At 59.4% G+C, this 14,119-nt stretch carries 14 protein-coding genes; 6 read left to right on the top strand and 8 right to left on the bottom strand.

Annotated elements, in window-relative coordinates; all coding sequences use genetic code 11:
• The first annotated feature begins 184 nt into the window (after positions 1 to 184).
• From dnaK to gatA, 4 genes are all read left to right on the top strand, one after another.
• Positions 185 to 2,101: a molecular chaperone DnaK gene (dnaK, locus tag VEZ52_RS11955; protein WP_324837011.1), complete on the top strand. Its 1,917-nt coding sequence runs from the start codon at positions 185 to 187 to the stop codon at positions 2,099 to 2,101.
• Between the two features lie 141 nt (positions 2,102 to 2,242).
• Positions 2,243 to 3,637, top strand: a complete 1,395-nt coding sequence (locus tag VEZ52_RS11950; RefSeq protein WP_324837010.1) for a hypothetical protein — start codon at positions 2,243 to 2,245, stop codon at positions 3,635 to 3,637.
• A gap of 35 nt (positions 3,638 to 3,672) precedes the next feature.
• Complete coding sequence (gene gatC / locus VEZ52_RS11945; protein ID WP_324837009.1) at positions 3,673 to 3,969, top strand: Asp-tRNA(Asn)/Glu-tRNA(Gln) amidotransferase subunit GatC; 297 nt, start codon at positions 3,673 to 3,675, stop codon at positions 3,967 to 3,969.
• 131 nt (positions 3,970 to 4,100) lie between these two features.
• Complete coding sequence (gatA, locus tag VEZ52_RS11940) at positions 4,101 to 5,561, top strand: Asp-tRNA(Asn)/Glu-tRNA(Gln) amidotransferase subunit GatA (RefSeq protein ID WP_324837008.1); 1,461 nt, start codon at positions 4,101 to 4,103, stop codon at positions 5,559 to 5,561.
• Positions 5,562 to 6,465: 904 nt separating this feature from the next.
• Here the strand turns inward: gatA and VEZ52_RS11935 are convergent.
• The 5 genes from VEZ52_RS11935 to VEZ52_RS11915 all read right to left on the bottom strand — a co-directional run bounded on the left by VEZ52_RS11935 (position 6,466) and on the right by VEZ52_RS11915 (position 10,305).
• The gene (locus tag VEZ52_RS11935; RefSeq protein ID WP_324837007.1) at positions 6,466 to 7,236 is read right to left on the bottom strand and encodes a 4Fe-4S binding protein; all 771 of its coding nucleotides are present in this window, start codon (positions 7,234 to 7,236) and stop codon (positions 6,466 to 6,468) included.
• The gene (locus VEZ52_RS11930; protein ID WP_324837006.1) at positions 7,226 to 8,080 is read right to left on the bottom strand and encodes a substrate-binding domain-containing protein; all 855 of its coding nucleotides are present in this window, start codon (positions 8,078 to 8,080) and stop codon (positions 7,226 to 7,228) included. Before VEZ52_RS11930 ends, VEZ52_RS11935 begins: the two co-directional genes overlap by 11 nt.
• A gap of 206 nt (positions 8,081 to 8,286) precedes the next feature.
• Positions 8,287 to 8,463: a hypothetical protein gene (locus tag VEZ52_RS11925; RefSeq protein WP_324837005.1), complete on the bottom strand. Its 177-nt coding sequence runs from the start codon at positions 8,461 to 8,463 to the stop codon at positions 8,287 to 8,289.
• Positions 8,464 to 8,566: 103 nt separating this feature from the next.
• Positions 8,567 to 9,466: a M23 family metallopeptidase gene (locus VEZ52_RS11920; RefSeq protein WP_022657723.1), complete on the bottom strand. Its 900-nt coding sequence runs from the start codon at positions 9,464 to 9,466 to the stop codon at positions 8,567 to 8,569.
• A gap of 35 nt (positions 9,467 to 9,501) precedes the next feature.
• On the bottom strand, positions 9,502 to 10,305 hold the full coding sequence (locus VEZ52_RS11915; RefSeq protein ID WP_324837004.1) for a tRNA 2-thiocytidine biosynthesis TtcA family protein: 804 nt from the start codon (positions 10,303 to 10,305) through the stop codon (positions 9,502 to 9,504).
• Between the two features lie 258 nt (positions 10,306 to 10,563).
• Here VEZ52_RS11915 and rpoZ point away from each other — a divergent pair, with 258 nt between their 5' ends.
• Positions 10,564 to 10,800 carry a DNA-directed RNA polymerase subunit omega gene (rpoZ, locus tag VEZ52_RS11910; protein ID WP_324837003.1) on the top strand — a complete coding sequence of 79 codons (237 nt, stop codon included), beginning with the start codon at positions 10,564 to 10,566 and terminating at the stop codon, positions 10,798 to 10,800.
• Positions 10,801 to 10,906: 106 nt separating this feature from the next.
• Entirely contained in the window at positions 10,907 to 12,013 is a 1,107-nt protein-coding gene (gene dnaJ / locus VEZ52_RS11905) for a molecular chaperone DnaJ (protein WP_324837002.1), read from the top strand.
• A gap of 78 nt (positions 12,014 to 12,091) precedes the next feature.
• On the opposite strand, the gene VEZ52_RS11900 is transcribed toward dnaJ, so the two are convergent.
• From VEZ52_RS11900 to csrA, 3 genes are all read right to left on the bottom strand, one after another.
• Positions 12,092 to 12,421, bottom strand: coding sequence for a YnfA family protein (locus VEZ52_RS11900; RefSeq protein WP_324837001.1), 330 nt, complete (start codon positions 12,419 to 12,421; stop codon positions 12,092 to 12,094).
• A 750-nt stretch (positions 12,422 to 13,171) separates the two neighbouring features.
• Entirely contained in the window at positions 13,172 to 13,708 is a 537-nt protein-coding gene (gene fliW / locus VEZ52_RS11895) for a flagellar assembly protein FliW (protein WP_324837000.1), read from the bottom strand.
• Positions 13,687 to 13,923 carry a carbon storage regulator CsrA gene (csrA, locus tag VEZ52_RS11890; protein WP_240823687.1) on the bottom strand — a complete coding sequence of 79 codons (237 nt, stop codon included), beginning with the start codon at positions 13,921 to 13,923 and terminating at the stop codon, positions 13,687 to 13,689. Before csrA ends, fliW begins: the two co-directional genes overlap by 22 nt.
• Between the last annotated feature and the right edge of the window lie 196 nt (positions 13,924 to 14,119).

Genomic DNA, 14,119 nt, shown 5'->3' with positions numbered 1-14,119 from the left:
GCAAGTTTTTTGATTTTTTTTGCCTAACCGCTCTGGACGATAACGGAGAAGGACTTACATATTGTTCGCGCCCAACCAATGGCGCTGATTTTCCCGCGCTCGCCGCCGTTTGCGCACTCCCTGAGGCCCCTCGGAGGTGGTAGCGCGAAGCGCACAGAGAAGTTTTCCTGAGGAGGATTCAGATATGTCCAAGATCATAGGCATCGACCTGGGTACCACGAACTCCTGCGTCTACGTCATGGAGGGCAAGGACCCCAAGTGCATCACCAATCCCGAAGGTGGCCGTACCACTCCTTCCGTGGTCGCCTTTACAGATAAGGAACGTCTGGTGGGCGATATTGCCAAGCGCCAGGCCGTCACCAACCCCAAGCGCACGGTTTTCGCCATCAAGCGCCTCATGGGCCGTAAATTTGAAAGCCCCGAAGTTGGCCGCTGGAAAGAGCATTCGCCCTACGCCATCGTCAAGGCTGCCAATGACGACGCAGGCGTGGAAGTGGATGGCCGCACCTACAGCGCGCCTGAAGTTTCGGCCATGATTCTGGCCAAGCTGAAGGCCGATGCGGAAGCCTACCTTGGCGAAACCGTTACCGAAGCGGTCATCACCGTGCCCGCCTACTTTAACGATGCCCAGCGCCAGGCCACCAAGGATGCGGGCCGCATCGCAGGCCTTGACGTCAAGCGTATCATCAACGAGCCCACCGCGGCCTCGCTGGCGTACGGCGCTGACAAAAAGGCCAACGAAAAGATCGCCGTGTTCGACCTTGGCGGCGGCACCTTTGATATTTCCATCCTTGAAGTTGGCGACAACGTTGTGGAAGTGCGCGCCACCAATGGCGACACCTTCCTCGGCGGCGAAGACTTTGACCAGCGCGTCATCAACTTCCTGGTGGAAGAGTTCAAGCGTGAAAACGGCATTGACCTTGCCAAGGACAGCATGGCCCTCCAGCGCCTGAAAGAAGCCGCTGAAAAGGCCAAGAAAGACCTTTCCACCTCCATGGAGGCCGAGGTCAACCTGCCCTTTATCACCGCCGACCAGAACGGCCCCAAGCACATGCTCATCAAGATTGGCCGAGCCAAGCTTGAATCGCTGGTCAGCGACCTTGTTGACCGCACCATCGAGCCTTGCAAAAAGGCCCTGGCCGACGCTGGCATGAGCGCCTCGCAGATTGACGAAGTCATTCTTGTGGGCGGCATGACCCGTATGCCTCTGGTGCAGAGCGTTGTGGGCAAGTTCTTTGGCAAGGAGCCCAACCGCTCCGTGAACCCGGACGAAGTTGTGGCCATGGGCGCTGCCATTCAGGGCGGCATCCTCACCGGCGACGTCAAGGACGTGCTGCTGCTCGACGTGACCCCGCTTTCCCTTGGTATCGAAACCATGGGCGGCGTGTTCACCAAGCTGATCGACCGCAACACCACAATCCCGACGCGTAAAAGCCAGGTGTTCACCACGGCGTCCGACAACCAGCCCTCAGTGTCCATCCACGTGCTTCAGGGCGAGCGCCCCATGGCGCCCGACAACATGACCCTGGCCCGTTTTGACCTGGCTGGCATTCCCCCGGCGCCCCGCGGCGTGCCGCAGATCGAGGTGTCTTTTGACATCGACGCCAACGGCATCGTGAACGTGTCCGCCAAGGATATGGGCACCGGCAAGGAACAGTCCATCAAGATCACGGCTTCTTCCGGCCTGTCGGAAGACGACATCCAGCGTCTGGTGCGCGAGGCTGAAACCCACGCCACTGACGACAAGAAGAAGCAGGAACTGATTGAAGCGCGCAACCACGCCGACAGCCTGATCTACGGCACGGAGAAATCCCTGACCGATCTGGGCGAAAAGGCCGATGCCGCGCTCAAGAGCGACATTGACGGCAAAATCGCCGCTCTGCGCAAACTTATGGAAGGCGAAGACGCCGCAGCCATCAAGGCTGCCACCGACGACCTCGCCAAAACCTCGCACAAGCTTGCCGAGCAGCTCTACCAGCAGCAGGCCCAGCAGACCGGCGGCCAGCCCGGCGCAGAGGCCGGAGCCGCAGGCGCAGGCCAGCAGCATGGCAATGCGGGCGATGATGTTGTGGACGCAGACTACACTGAAGTGAAGAAATAAGGGCAAGGGCAGCTCGGCGGCACACGCCCCGAACTTGCAACCACGCCTACCCTGTACTAAAAAGGTCTGGTTCCCTGAACCAGACCTTTTTTTGCGGCCCGCGCACGGCGGGCCTGCCGGTACTACAACCAGGATACCGTCATGAATTTTTGCCGCTCTTTCACCGCGCTGGCTCGCAACGTTTCGCTGCTGGCGCTTCTTGGCTGTCTTGCCGCGTGTCAGATGCCCTTTGGCCTTGGTCAAAGAGCGCCCGAGCCCAAACCCCAACCGGTAGCCCCCGCGCCTGTTTCCGGCCCTTGCGTGGTGCTGGCCCTGCCGTCTTCCGGCACCTATGCCCCCATTGCGAGCAAGGTACGCCACGGGGCGCAGATGGCCCAGAACGAGCTTGCCGCCAGCGGCGTCAAGATGCGCCTTGAAACGGTCAATACCGAAGCTGCCGACTGGTTGCAGCGTCTGGACGCGCTGCCCCCGGCCTGCGCTGTTGTGGGCGGCCCCCTGCAGGCGCGCAACTACGCTCAGGCCCGCGAGCACGGTCAGCTCGAAAAAAGAGCCTTCTTCACCTTTGTGCCTTCGCTCGAGCAGGGTGACGAAGGTGCGCGCGCATGGCGCTTCTTCCCCAGCCCGCAAGACCAGATCGACACGCTCATCAACTTTGCCAGCACTGGCCTGAACATCCGCACCTACGGGGCCTTCTATCCCACAGATGCCTATGGCGTGCGCATGACCGGCCTCATGGAGCAGAGCCTTGCCAGCCACAACATGCTGCTGCAAAAGGCCTCGTATAACCCCGCCGACTCCACCTCGTGGAGCAATGCCGTGGCTCCGCTCATCAATGCCCAGACCCCGCAGGGCAGCAAAACCCCTGTGCCGCAGACCTCCTTTGAAGCCCTGTTCCTGCCTGATTCGTGGAAGAGCATGGAAATGCTGACCACAAGCCTGCTCTATAACGGCGAGGATCGGCTGGTGCTCCTGGGCACCACGCTTTGGGAGCAGAGCCTCTCTGGCAAAACCATCGCCAATGCCGACAAGTTCGCTCTGGCGGTCTTTCCCGGCGCATGGAACCAGCCGCAGGCCCCCCGCGCCCTTCAGGCGCCCGGCACGGACTTCTGGAACGCTCTGGGCTACGACTTTGTGCGCTTTGCCGTGTCCATGGGGCTTGATTCCCGCCTGACAACGCCGCAGATCACGACCCGCGCGCAGCGCGCCTCCAAGATGATCTGGGGCATGGCCCCCATTTCGTGGGACAACGCGGGCGTTGCCCACCAGAAGCTCTTCTTGTTCGGCGTTTCGCCCACTGGCATGACGCCCGTGGATGTGGAAACCTTCCAGCAAACCCGCGCGCGCGTATTGCAGCAGGCTGCTCTGCGCATGCAGGGCCTGCCCCCCGTGGACGCCACCGGCGCGCCCCTTGCAGCCCCTGCCGCAGGTGCAGAAGCAGCCCCCGCAGTGCAGACTGGGCAGACGCAGCCGTCTGCGCCCATCATGAGCAACACGCCGCGCCCCTCGTATAAACTCAGCCTGCCCGCTGCGCGCTGATCGCGCCCGCAGGCATTGCCTTTAAAGGACTACACATGGCAGACAACAAAAACATCAGTCTGGTAGAAGTGGCCCACATGGCTACGCTTTCCCGGTTGAGCGTCAGCGAAGAAGAACAGACCCTGTTTGCCCGCCAGATGGGCGATATCCTGGCCTATATGGACGTGCTCGCGCGCGTGGACACCAAGGATGTGGAACCGCTCTACAGCCCGGCCCAGCATCCCGGCCCCCTGCGGGACGATGTGTCGGCCCGGCGGCGTGAACGCAACGAAGTGCTCGCCAACGCGCCCGAGGCCGATGGCGAATATTTCATCGTGCCCCGCATCGTCTAGCGCAGTTCCAGGGCAATATTGCTCTGGCCCGGCCCAGTGCAGCAGCCCGGCGAACCACCAGCGCCGGAGCATCCCGCACAAAAACGCACAGCATTGCGCAAAACGCAGTGCAGAACATATTTGAGAACGCCATGACCGAAATTTGTTCCCTCTCGCTCACACAAGCGGCTCAGGCCCTGCAAAAAAAGGAACTGAGCGCAGTTGACGCCGTTACGGCCTGCCTTGCGCGCATGGACGCCACCGAGCCGCACATCGCGGCCATGCTGACCGTGGACAGGGAAGGGGCGCTTGCCGCCGCCGCCGCCCTAGACAAGGAAGGGCCCAATCCGGCCAAGCCCCTGTGGGGTGTGCCGGTAACGGTCAAGGACGCCCTCTCCACCAAGGGGCTGCGCACCACTGCCGGATCGCGTATTCTCGAAAATTACACGCCCTTTTATGACGCCTTTGCCGTGCAGCAACTGCGCGAGGCCGGGGCCGTCATTCTGGGCAAGAACAACATGGACGAGTTCGCCATGGGTTCCACCACGGAAAACTCCTCCTATCAGACCACCCGCAACCCGCGCGATGTAAACCGGGTTCCCGGCGGCTCAAGCGGCGGCTCCGCCGCGTCCGTCACTGCCGGGCAATGCTTTGCTTCGCTGGGCACGGACACCGGCGGCTCCATCCGTCAGCCCGCCTCGCTGTGCGGTTGCGTGGGCCTCAAGCCCACCTATGGCCGCGTATCGCGCTACGGTGTTATCGCCTACGGCTCGTCACTGGATCAGGTGGGCCCGCTGACCCGCAGCGTGGAAGACTGCGCCCGCGTGCTCGGCGTTATTGCCGGGCATGACCAGCGTGACGGCACCTGCGCTCCACGCCCGGTGGACGACTATGTGTGCGCCCTGAACAGCAAGCCCCTCAAGGGCGCGCGGCTGGGCATACCCAAGGAGTTTTTTGGCGAAGGTCTGGCCCCTGAAGTGCGCGCCGTATGCCAGAACGCCATGAGCATTGCTCAGGCCCAGGGTGCGGAACTGGTGGAAGTGAGCCTGCCCCACACCGATGCGGCCATCGCCACCTACTATATCATCGCCATGGCCGAGGCCAGTTCCAACCTCGCCCGCTTTGACGGCGTTCGTTACGGTCGCCGCGCTACGGATATCAAGAATCTTGAAGACCTGTACGTGCGCTCGCGCACCGAGGGCTTCGGGCAGGAAGTCAAGCGCCGCATCATGCTGGGAGCCTATGTGCTTTCCTCCGGCTATTACGATGCGTACTACCGCAAGGCCGCGCAGGTACGCCGCCTCATCCGCGATGAATACCTCGCAGCACTCGATAAATGCGACGCCCTGTGGGCTCCGGTTTCGCCCGTTCCTGCGTGGAATGTGGGCAGCCTGACCGCCGATCCGCTTCAGATGTACCTCATGGACGCCTACACGCTTTCGCTGAACCTTGCCGGTCTGCCCGGGCTTTCCATGCCCGTGGGCGTTGGCGCCGAGAGCGGGTTGCCCGTGGGTATGCAGCTCTTTGGCAAGGCCTTTGCCGAGGGCGAGCTGCTTTCCCTTGGGTATGCCTTGGAGCAGGTTTTGCCGGGGGTTGGAGCGGCGAAGTTGTAGATTGGGGTTTGCAGATTCTTTCTGAATAAAGCAGGGGGCAGGCCGAGAGGCTTGCTCCCTTTTTGTTGGTTTTGAGTGCGGCGCGCGGTGCGATTTGGCCTGCACGACGAAAGTGATTGGTTTCTTCTGCCCTGCGGGCGCTTGGTTTCGCCCTACGGCGAAGTTTGGAACGCCTGCGCGGCGTGCGCCGTTTCGCCCTCCGGCGAAGTTGGGACGCCTGCGCGGCGTACGGCAAGGCGGGGCCGGTTATGGGGCTACGCCCCCTTCTCGGCCCCCCTTGCATCCCCCCCGAAGCACCCCCTAAGAAAGGCTTTCCAAATTCCATAACGTGGCGAGGGCAACGCGGCATCTGCTGCGGGAGCTTCCCTCACTCGCTACGCTCGCTCAGGCGATCTCCCTCCGCGCCGCGTTAATGCCAGAGTCCGCTTTCACTCTGGATGTGAATCCGTTTCAGTCAAATACCGCCGATACGTTGTCTGAAAAGGACATGGCTTTGCACCGTTTTCAGGTCATCTCTAAAATTTCAATCATCACCGACTTGACCGATCCAGGTCGCAAAGCATGATACCTCGGGGTCACTCTCACCTGCGAGCATTCCGCTCTCAATTCAACCGCAAGCAGGCAGAGAAATTGCAGGTCAGAATAGTCCACTCGCCATCAGGAGATGGTCGTGGCGTTGCCTTCCTTATACTCGCCGGAGCGAACGCGAAGGCGATGGCTGGTGTTGGGCGAATTTGCAAAATACGCTTTTTGTGGCCTGAAAAGAAAGCGCCGAGATTTTGAGCGCAGCGTACTCAAGTACGTGAGCATCAAAATCCCGGCGCTGACGCATTCAGGCCGCAAAAGTCGGGTTTGCGTAAATGCGCTCGACAGGCTCACCCAAACCCCAATCAAAAATTCTTCTCTACTTTCGGCCCTTCACACCAAAACGGATGCAATCCGTGGGACAACTCTCCGCGCAATCACCGCAATTGGTGCAATTCTCCTCACCCGGCCTCGTGCGCATAACACAAACCCGCCTGCACTTGTCGCAATCATTGCACTGCTCGGTTCTGTAAAAACGGAACAACGCGAACTTGCGCGCAACTTCCAGCGCCGCGCCAAAAGGACAAACAAACCGGCACCAGCACATCAGTACAACCACCCCCAACGCCAGCCCGCCCAAGGTGATAAGCAGACGCAGATCCCACATGGGGAAAGCATGCTTCCACGTAAGCCAGGCCGAGGGCCAAAATTCCCCCACACGAATAGGCACGTCCACGCGCGGTTGCCCCAGAACAAACCAGGCTGTCAGTCCCGCCGCCAGCACCAGATACCGGGCCCAGCGAAAGTTCGCAACGCCCACGGGATTAGGGCCAAAACGGAAAGGATTGAAAGCCAAAACACGGTTCACAAGCTGCCCAGGGCATAACCAGCCGCAAAAGGCCTTGCCAAACAGGGCCGCCACAGCTAGCCACACGCCCCAGAATCCCCAGAACATCCGCGCGGCCTGACCGGGACAGGTAATGACCGGGCAGTTCTGGCAGCTTACAAAGGGCACAACAAAGGGGCAACGGAACACGCCAAACAAGGCCCACTCGCCCAAAAACAGCGTGGAGGCGAACAGCACCGCGCGGTTACACCACTGGAGCGCCCTCAGCCTCAGGCTGGGACGGGCGACAATTTCATGCAACATCCTTTACCCCCAGCTTTTCCACAAGTTCCATGCCCTTGGGCGAAATGGCGGGGATAAAACCCGCCGCTTCAAAAAAGGCCTGCCCCTGCGCACTGGTAATCCAGTCCATATAGGCTGCGGCCTTTGCCGGGTCGGAGGCGTTGGCCATCATGCCAACGGTAAAGGTCAGCGGCCCGGCGGGAAAAAACCGCTCAGGGATTTCCACCAAGTCCAGCCGGTCGGCAAAACGCGTCATGCGGGTGATGCGCCGCTCCACGATCATGGCGTCAGCCTTGCCCTCGGCAACGCTCTCCACAGAACGCTGCACGCAACTGCCCTGCTCGGGCACGTTGGCAAGCACCTTCTGGGTTATGTCCGCAGCCTTGAGGATGCCCATAACCGCCTGTCCGCCGGGAGCGGAAGCGTCCCGCGCCATGGAAACCCGCACGCCGGAGCGGGTCAGGTCTTCAATATCGCCGATCTTGGCGGGATTGCCCTTAGGAACCGCAATGACGTAACTGGTAAAGCACAAGGGCCTGAAATTGACCATTTTGCCAGCCTTGCGCAGATTCTGGGCCAGAGCCAGGACGCGCCCGGCAAAGACCTCCGTCTGCCCACCGCCTGTCAGCAGGGATTTGCCCAAGGCTGCGGCAAAGGCTCCGGTGTAGACAACCTTGACGCACGACTGCTGCTGATAGGCTTCATGCGCTGGCATCATGGCCTCGGCAAGCCCGCCGCACGACCACACCTGCAAGGTGCCGCCCTCCGCCGCATTGGCGGTTTGCGGCGTCAACATGGCAGCGCCCGCTGCCCCCAACGCCAGCGATTTGAGAAAATCGCGTCGTCCTTTTTCGGTAGTTTCCATATGCCTCTCCACAAAGAATAGTGAGCTTGCAAACACGCAACATGCGCCATCCAACGCTCAAAAATAAAAAACGGTTCCGCATTCTGGATGCGAAACCTGGATTGTGAGGGGGAGCGCCTGAGCTTAATTGATCGGGAGAGCGGGAATCAGCGGAAAGCCCGACCAGCGGCACGTAGCGAGACAACCTGCCCCACAGAGTCCGCACGTCAGGTCATGCCCGCGCCCATGACTGCAAGCATGCCAGCAGTCACCATCGGCAGCCGCGAAAATGCCGCGAAAATATCTGGCAGATTACGGCAGAACCCGCCTCGCACGCCAGCATACCGGGGCATGCGGTGCGCGCAGATGGTAGGCCTGCCAGAAATTTTGTGATGCTTGCACATGGTGCCGCATTTTCCCCATTGCTTGCGCCCGCCGCCGCAAACCGTTTCTGGATGCGCGCGCCGGGTTCATGATGCAAAAATGAACAATCGGAAATGGTCGGGCCTACTCCAGAATATAGCGCATGGGGTCAACCGGCACACCGTTAAGGCGCACCTCGTAGTGCAGATGCGGCCCGGTGGTGCGGCCACTCATGCCCACATAGCCCACAATTTCGCCACGCTTGACCCACTGGCCTTCCTGCACGGCGCAACGCTGCATGTGACCGTATTTGGTAACAATGCCGCTGCCGTGGTTGATTTCAACACTGAAACCATACGCGCCATCGCGCCCCGAAAGGGTCACCATGCCCTGGGCTGGAGCCATGATGGGCGTGCCGATGCGGTTGGTGATGTCCAGGCCCTTGTGGAACTGCCCCCGCCCGCCAAACGGTGCGGAACGCCAGCCAAAACTGGAAGAAACAAAACCCACCACAGGCCAGATGGTCGGCATGGAAGAAAGGGCGTCGCGGTTTTCGCGCAGGGCCAGCAGCAAGTCCTGCTGGCGCACTTCTTCAAGCCGCACGGATTCAGAGAGTCGGGTGAGGAATTCAAGCATCTTGCGGGCGGCAAGTTCCTGCCGGTGCAAGGGCAGATAGGTACGCGAAAAATCCCCTGGTCTGTCGCCGATGGAACCGGCCTCCGTGGGATCTTTCTCCATATTCATCATGATGCGCAGCTTGGAGTCGAAGCTCTGCACCCGCTCCAGATCACGCCCCACAACAGAAATACGCTCAACCAGATTCACAAGCTGGCGGCGCTGTTCTTCGATGGTTTTGTCTGCATTGCGCAGGTCGTCGCCCAGATGCCGGGTTTCAAGCCAACTGCGCAGCAGCCAGACATTGCAGGCCACAAGGGCCAGCACCAGCACGCAGGCAATAAAGCCAAACCAGCCGCGCATGCGCAGGTTGCGGCTGCCGCTACGACCTTCAGTGAAGATGACTATGTGATATTTGCCGAACAGCATTGGGCTAACACTCTAGAGCCGGGATACGGCCTGTGTCAATCCGCAACGCCGTCACGCCCATCGGTGTCCGGCAGGGGCTGCTCATCGTCCACGGCCGTAACCGCGCTGTTCTTTTCAAGCTGCCAGCGGGTCAGACCATTAAAGATGCACCGGCGCGAATCTTTGGATACCCCATACAGGTGTTGCAGGGTTTCCCCCATGGAACTGCGGGCGGTATTGCCCGCCGAGGGGCAGGCATTGGCCCAGATGGGCAGTTCCCACTGCTTGGCGGCTTTGAGGATAAACTTTTTTTCCACCAGCAGCAGCGGGCGTATCAGTTGCAGGCCGCCGCCAAAAAAAGACTCATTCATGCTCATGCCGTCCACGCGCCCATTGCGGCTCAGATTCATGAAAAACGTCTGCACAAGATCGTCCGCATTGTGACCAAGCGCGAGGTGGGTCACGCCATACTGGGCGCACAGCTCAAACAGGCGTTTGCGCCGCAGCCATGAACAGCGGAAACAGGCCGACCTGCGTAGATTTTTTTCTGAATGCGCGTCCGGGCCGTAGGTTGTCATTTCTATGTGACCGGGTATGCCCCTTTTTGCCAGCCAGGGCAAAAGAGCCGCATGGCTCTGCTCGTCAAAACCGGGGTTGAGATGGATCGCCATGATTTCAAAGTGAAAAGGTACGATTCCTTGACGAATTTTAAGACTTTGCAGCAGCACAAAACTGTCCACGCCGCCAGAAACGGCAACAGCCACACGGCATCCGGGCCACAGCATGCCTGTTTTCTGCATGGCCTTGCCCGCGCTCTTAACACAGGTTTCCTGTGCGAATGATCTTTTTTCTCTGCTCATAATTTTCCCGTAAACATGTTGCTGGCAAACCCGTCAAATTTGGGGATGCCTGTTGTTCCGCTCTGGCTGCCGCTTCAGCAGCCCTATTGACAGCGCGGCGGACGACATATATTAATTCTTATTTCAGCAGGGGAATCCTGCGCCAAGGCGTATGAACACGCCCGGCCTTTACAAATGGTCGGGCGGTATTATTTATCAACCGGGTTGCCCGTGGCGGCCCGGAATGCGGCGTTTAAGCCGCGTACTTACGGAGGCAGCATGGCCCGTATTACCGTGGAAGATTGTCAGCAGCGCGTGGACAACCGTTTTCTGCTGGTGCAGATGGCTATCAAGCGTGTGCACCAGTACCGCGAAGGCTATGAACCGCTGGTGGAATCCCGCAACAAAGAGGCCGTAACCGCCCTGCGCGAAATTGCCGCTGGAAAGGTTCTGCCTGATGACGACAGCCTTTACAACCCCCTGCCCGGCCATCACGCGGCCGCCGCAGAGGAGTAGCCTTTTGGGGACAAATTGTCCGCGCGGCGGCTTCCCCAGGGGAGCCGCCGCGTTTATGTACAACCTTTAGCACAGGCGCACAAGCCGCACAGTGACCGGAACTACGATGGAGCTCGATTACTACGAAGTGCTGGGCGTAAGCCGCAGCGCCGAAGATGACGAAATAAAACGGGCCTACCGTAAGCTGGCCTTGAAGTATCACCCTGACCACAACCCCGACAATGCCGAGGCCGAACAAAAGTTCAAGGAAGCCGCCGAAGCGTATGACGTGCTGCGCGACCCTGAAAAACGCGCGCGCTACGATCGTTTTGGACGCGCTGGCGTTCAGGGCGGCGCGGGTGGTTTTGGCAGCAATGATGATATTTTTGCGCACTTCAGCGATATCTTCGGCGATCTTTTTGGCTTTTCTACCGCTACGCGCGGTCCCAGGCCCATGGCCGGGGCTGATCTGCGCTTCAACCTGACCATCACCTTTGCCCAGGCCGCCAAGGGCGACGAGATCAGCATCTCTCTGCCCAAGCACGTTACCTGCTCCGAATGCAACGGCAGCGGCGCGGCCCCCGGCAGCAAGGCGGAAACATGCCGCCAGTGCGGCGGCAGCGGTCAGGTGCGCCGGTCGCAAGGATTTTTCCAGATATCCATGCCCTGTCCCTCCTGTCAGGGTTCTGGCCGAGTCATCACCAAGCCCTGCCCCAAGTGCAAGGGCGAAGGCATCACCACAGACACCCGAGAACTTGTGGTGCGTGTGCCTGCCGGTGTGGACAGCGGCACCCGCCTGCGTGTTCGCGGCGAGGGTGAGCCCGGCGTCCACGGCGGCCCGGCTGGCGATCTCTATGTTGTGCTCACCGTTGAGCAGGACAAGCGCTGGCAGCGCCAGGGACAAGACCTCATTTACGCCCTCGAGATCAGCTTTGTGCAGGCGGCCCTGGGCCATCGGGCGGAAGTTCCCGGCCTTGACGGCAATCTGCCGCTGGAAATCCCCAAGGGTATTCAGAGCGGCACCCTGCTGCGCGTTTCCGGAGAGGGGATGCCCTACCCCGGACGCCGTTCGCGCGGCGATCTGCTGGTGGAGGTGAAAGTGCTTACCCCCACCCGCCTTTCTGCCAAGCAGGAAGAACTGCTGCGCGAATTTGAGGCAGCGGCGGAAAAAAGCCCGCTGGAAAAGGTCAAAAAGGCCGCGAAAAAAATCAGCAAGGCCATGGGCATCGACTAAACATTCCACTCAGTATTGAGCGTAAAAAAGCCGGGTTTGCACCCGGCTTTTTGCATTTGCGGCGGAGAGTTCGAGCCTTCAAGCGGCGGTTCCCCAGCCGGAAACAATAATGCCCATGCCCAGCAGAGCCACCGCGCCGCCCAAGATATCTGTGCTGGCCAGCGGCACGCCGTCAACCAGGCGCAGCCACAAGAGGGCTGAAACCACATATACGCAGCCATAGGCGGCATAGACCCTGCCGCTGGCTGCGGGGTGCAGGGTCAGCAACCAGGCAAACACCGCAAGACTCAGGCAGGCGGGCACCAACAGCCAGGCTGAGCCGCCTTTGCGCAGCCACAGCCAGGGCAGGTAGCACCCTGTTATCTCTGCCAGGGCCGTGACCACAAAAAGCGCGAACGTCTTGATCATCAATGTACTATCCCTGTAGTGGGCGCGCAGTGGATTGCGCCGCAGTGCGATTTTGTGTGTCACGTTCAATCTGCCGGCAACCGGACATCTACCACATACTTGGCAAGTACCTTGTGCGGTGCAAAATAGCAAATATCCGCACTCCATATCTGCGACTGATATATGCGCAACAGACAGAAGCAAAGCTGAGCAATACGCTCATGCAAGCGTGCGGCAAACTTTTTTGGTGTGGACAACCTTTTGCTTGAGCGGGAAAAACATTTTGGCCCGGCGGCATCTGTGGTATGCCGCCGGGCCAACATTGTCCTGTTTACCGCTCCGCCAGGCGAGGAGAGAACGGCACGGACGCAGAGGCAGGCAAAACTTTTCCGTTAAGGGGTACGGATTTGCAGAAGGGGTCTGCGGATTTTGCCGAGGGTTGCCATCTGTAATTTTTACAGCCAGTTATGAGGCCGATCAAGTAACGCTTCAAAAGCAAACAGGTTCTTTTCTCGACTGTTTGTGCGCTCAATCTAGCACCATGTCAAACAGCATGCAAGTTATTTATTTCACCACCACTACTTTTCCACTAACAATTTAAGCGCAACAGCGCAACACCAAACTCTTTAAATACATAATGTTACAAAATTATTTCGCCTGTCAGCAACCAAGGCTGTGAACAAAGCGCCAGCGCGCCCCAACCGAGCTCCACACGAAAAAACCCGGCTGTTTCTCAACAGCCGGGTCAATGTGGCATAAAAAAGTAACGTCTTATTCCGTGGGTGTGGTCTTGGCGCAGCAACATTCCTGAGAATTGGCACCATCAGCAGGCGTAGTTTCTGCATCCTGAGCTTCTTCCACAGGTTTGAGCGAGTGCAGGTTCACCTGCTGCAATCCCTCGCCGCACTGCGGCACCTGCAACCCCACGCGAGCCTCATAGTTGATGACAATGGGGCCGGTGAGATTAAGCGCGGCCTGCTCGGGCGCGCCCGCAGGAATGGAAACCGTCACCAGTACGGCGGCCTGCTCAAGGCTCTCGATATGGAGCAACTGCCTTTCGGCATCTCCCACTTGGGGTGCATAGGATTTGTCAAAAAAGCTGTATGGATCGGCCACCAGCAGGCCCACTACCGGGGTATTCACGCTCTGCAAAATAAGCAAGGGCGCTTCAGGTCGGATCTGAAGCAGGATAAAATCCCGTTCGTTTTCAAACCCGGCCAGCCCACGGGGGAAGTGCACAACCTTATCCGTATCGATGCAACGGCGTCCAAGACGGGTGTCGATTTCTATTTCTTTGTTTCGTGCCATAGTTCAGCAGCCACCATGAGGTCGTTATTACTGGTTTCAAGGGCGCGCCGGTTTTCTTCAACAACCCGCTTGTACACTTCTTCGCGGTATACCGTGGTGTCATCGGGTACTTCCAGGCCCAGTTTGACCTGCTTACCCTGCATGCCCAGGATAGTTATGCGTATATTCTCGCCCAGATATAGGCTTTCTCCCGGGCGTCGCGTCAATATGAGCATAGGTGCTTCCGTTAATTATATCGTTGCATGAAACGCTCCCAGGCAGCGTTTGTTATCTGCCCGGCATCAGGCGGCAAAATCCGCCGCTACTCGGCATCAGAGATAACTGGCCAGGCTCATCTGCATTATCTTTGAAGAAGACTGAAGCACTGTCTGATACGTCAACTGTTGCCGGGTCAGCTTTGTCAGCAACTCG

Source organism: Desulfovibrio sp. (assembly GCF_035644575.1).
Taxonomy (GTDB): domain Bacteria; phylum Desulfobacterota; class Desulfovibrionia; order Desulfovibrionales; family Desulfovibrionaceae; genus Desulfovibrio.
The sequence above is the reverse complement of the archived record's forward strand: the minus strand, read 5'-3'. Positions and strand labels throughout refer to the sequence as shown.

What these genes read in the sequence shown, in the direction of transcription:
- dnaK (WP_324837011.1), top strand. Translation starts at nt 185, where the DNA reads ATGTCCAAGATCATAGGCATCGACCTGGGTACCACGAACTCCTGCGTC.
- VEZ52_RS11950 (WP_324837010.1), top strand. Translation starts at nt 2,243, where the DNA reads ATGAATTTTTGCCGCTCTTTCACCGCGCTGGCTCGCAACGTTTCGCTG.
- gatC (WP_324837009.1), top strand. Translation starts at nt 3,673, where the DNA reads ATGGCAGACAACAAAAACATCAGTCTGGTAGAAGTGGCCCACATGGCT.
- gatA (WP_324837008.1), top strand. Translation starts at nt 4,101, where the DNA reads ATGACCGAAATTTGTTCCCTCTCGCTCACACAAGCGGCTCAGGCCCTG.
- VEZ52_RS11935 (WP_324837007.1), bottom strand. Translation starts at nt 7,236, where the DNA reads ATGTTGCATGAAATTGTCGCCCGTCCCAGCCTGAGGCTGAGGGCGCTC.
- VEZ52_RS11930 (WP_324837006.1), bottom strand. Translation starts at nt 8,080, where the DNA reads ATGGAAACTACCGAAAAAGGACGACGCGATTTTCTCAAATCGCTGGCG.
- VEZ52_RS11925 (WP_324837005.1), bottom strand. Translation starts at nt 8,463, where the DNA reads ATGTGCAAGCATCACAAAATTTCTGGCAGGCCTACCATCTGCGCGCAC.
- VEZ52_RS11920 (WP_022657723.1), bottom strand. Translation starts at nt 9,466, where the DNA reads ATGCTGTTCGGCAAATATCACATAGTCATCTTCACTGAAGGTCGTAGC.
- VEZ52_RS11915 (WP_324837004.1), bottom strand. Translation starts at nt 10,305, where the DNA reads ATGAGCAGAGAAAAAAGATCATTCGCACAGGAAACCTGTGTTAAGAGC.
- rpoZ (WP_324837003.1), top strand. Translation starts at nt 10,564, where the DNA reads ATGGCCCGTATTACCGTGGAAGATTGTCAGCAGCGCGTGGACAACCGT.
- dnaJ (WP_324837002.1), top strand. Translation starts at nt 10,907, where the DNA reads ATGGAGCTCGATTACTACGAAGTGCTGGGCGTAAGCCGCAGCGCCGAA.
- VEZ52_RS11900 (WP_324837001.1), bottom strand. Translation starts at nt 12,421, where the DNA reads ATGATCAAGACGTTCGCGCTTTTTGTGGTCACGGCCCTGGCAGAGATA.
- fliW (WP_324837000.1), bottom strand. Translation starts at nt 13,708, where the DNA reads ATGGCACGAAACAAAGAAATAGAAATCGACACCCGTCTTGGACGCCGT.
- csrA (WP_240823687.1), bottom strand. Translation starts at nt 13,923, where the DNA reads ATGCTCATATTGACGCGACGCCCGGGAGAAAGCCTATATCTGGGCGAG.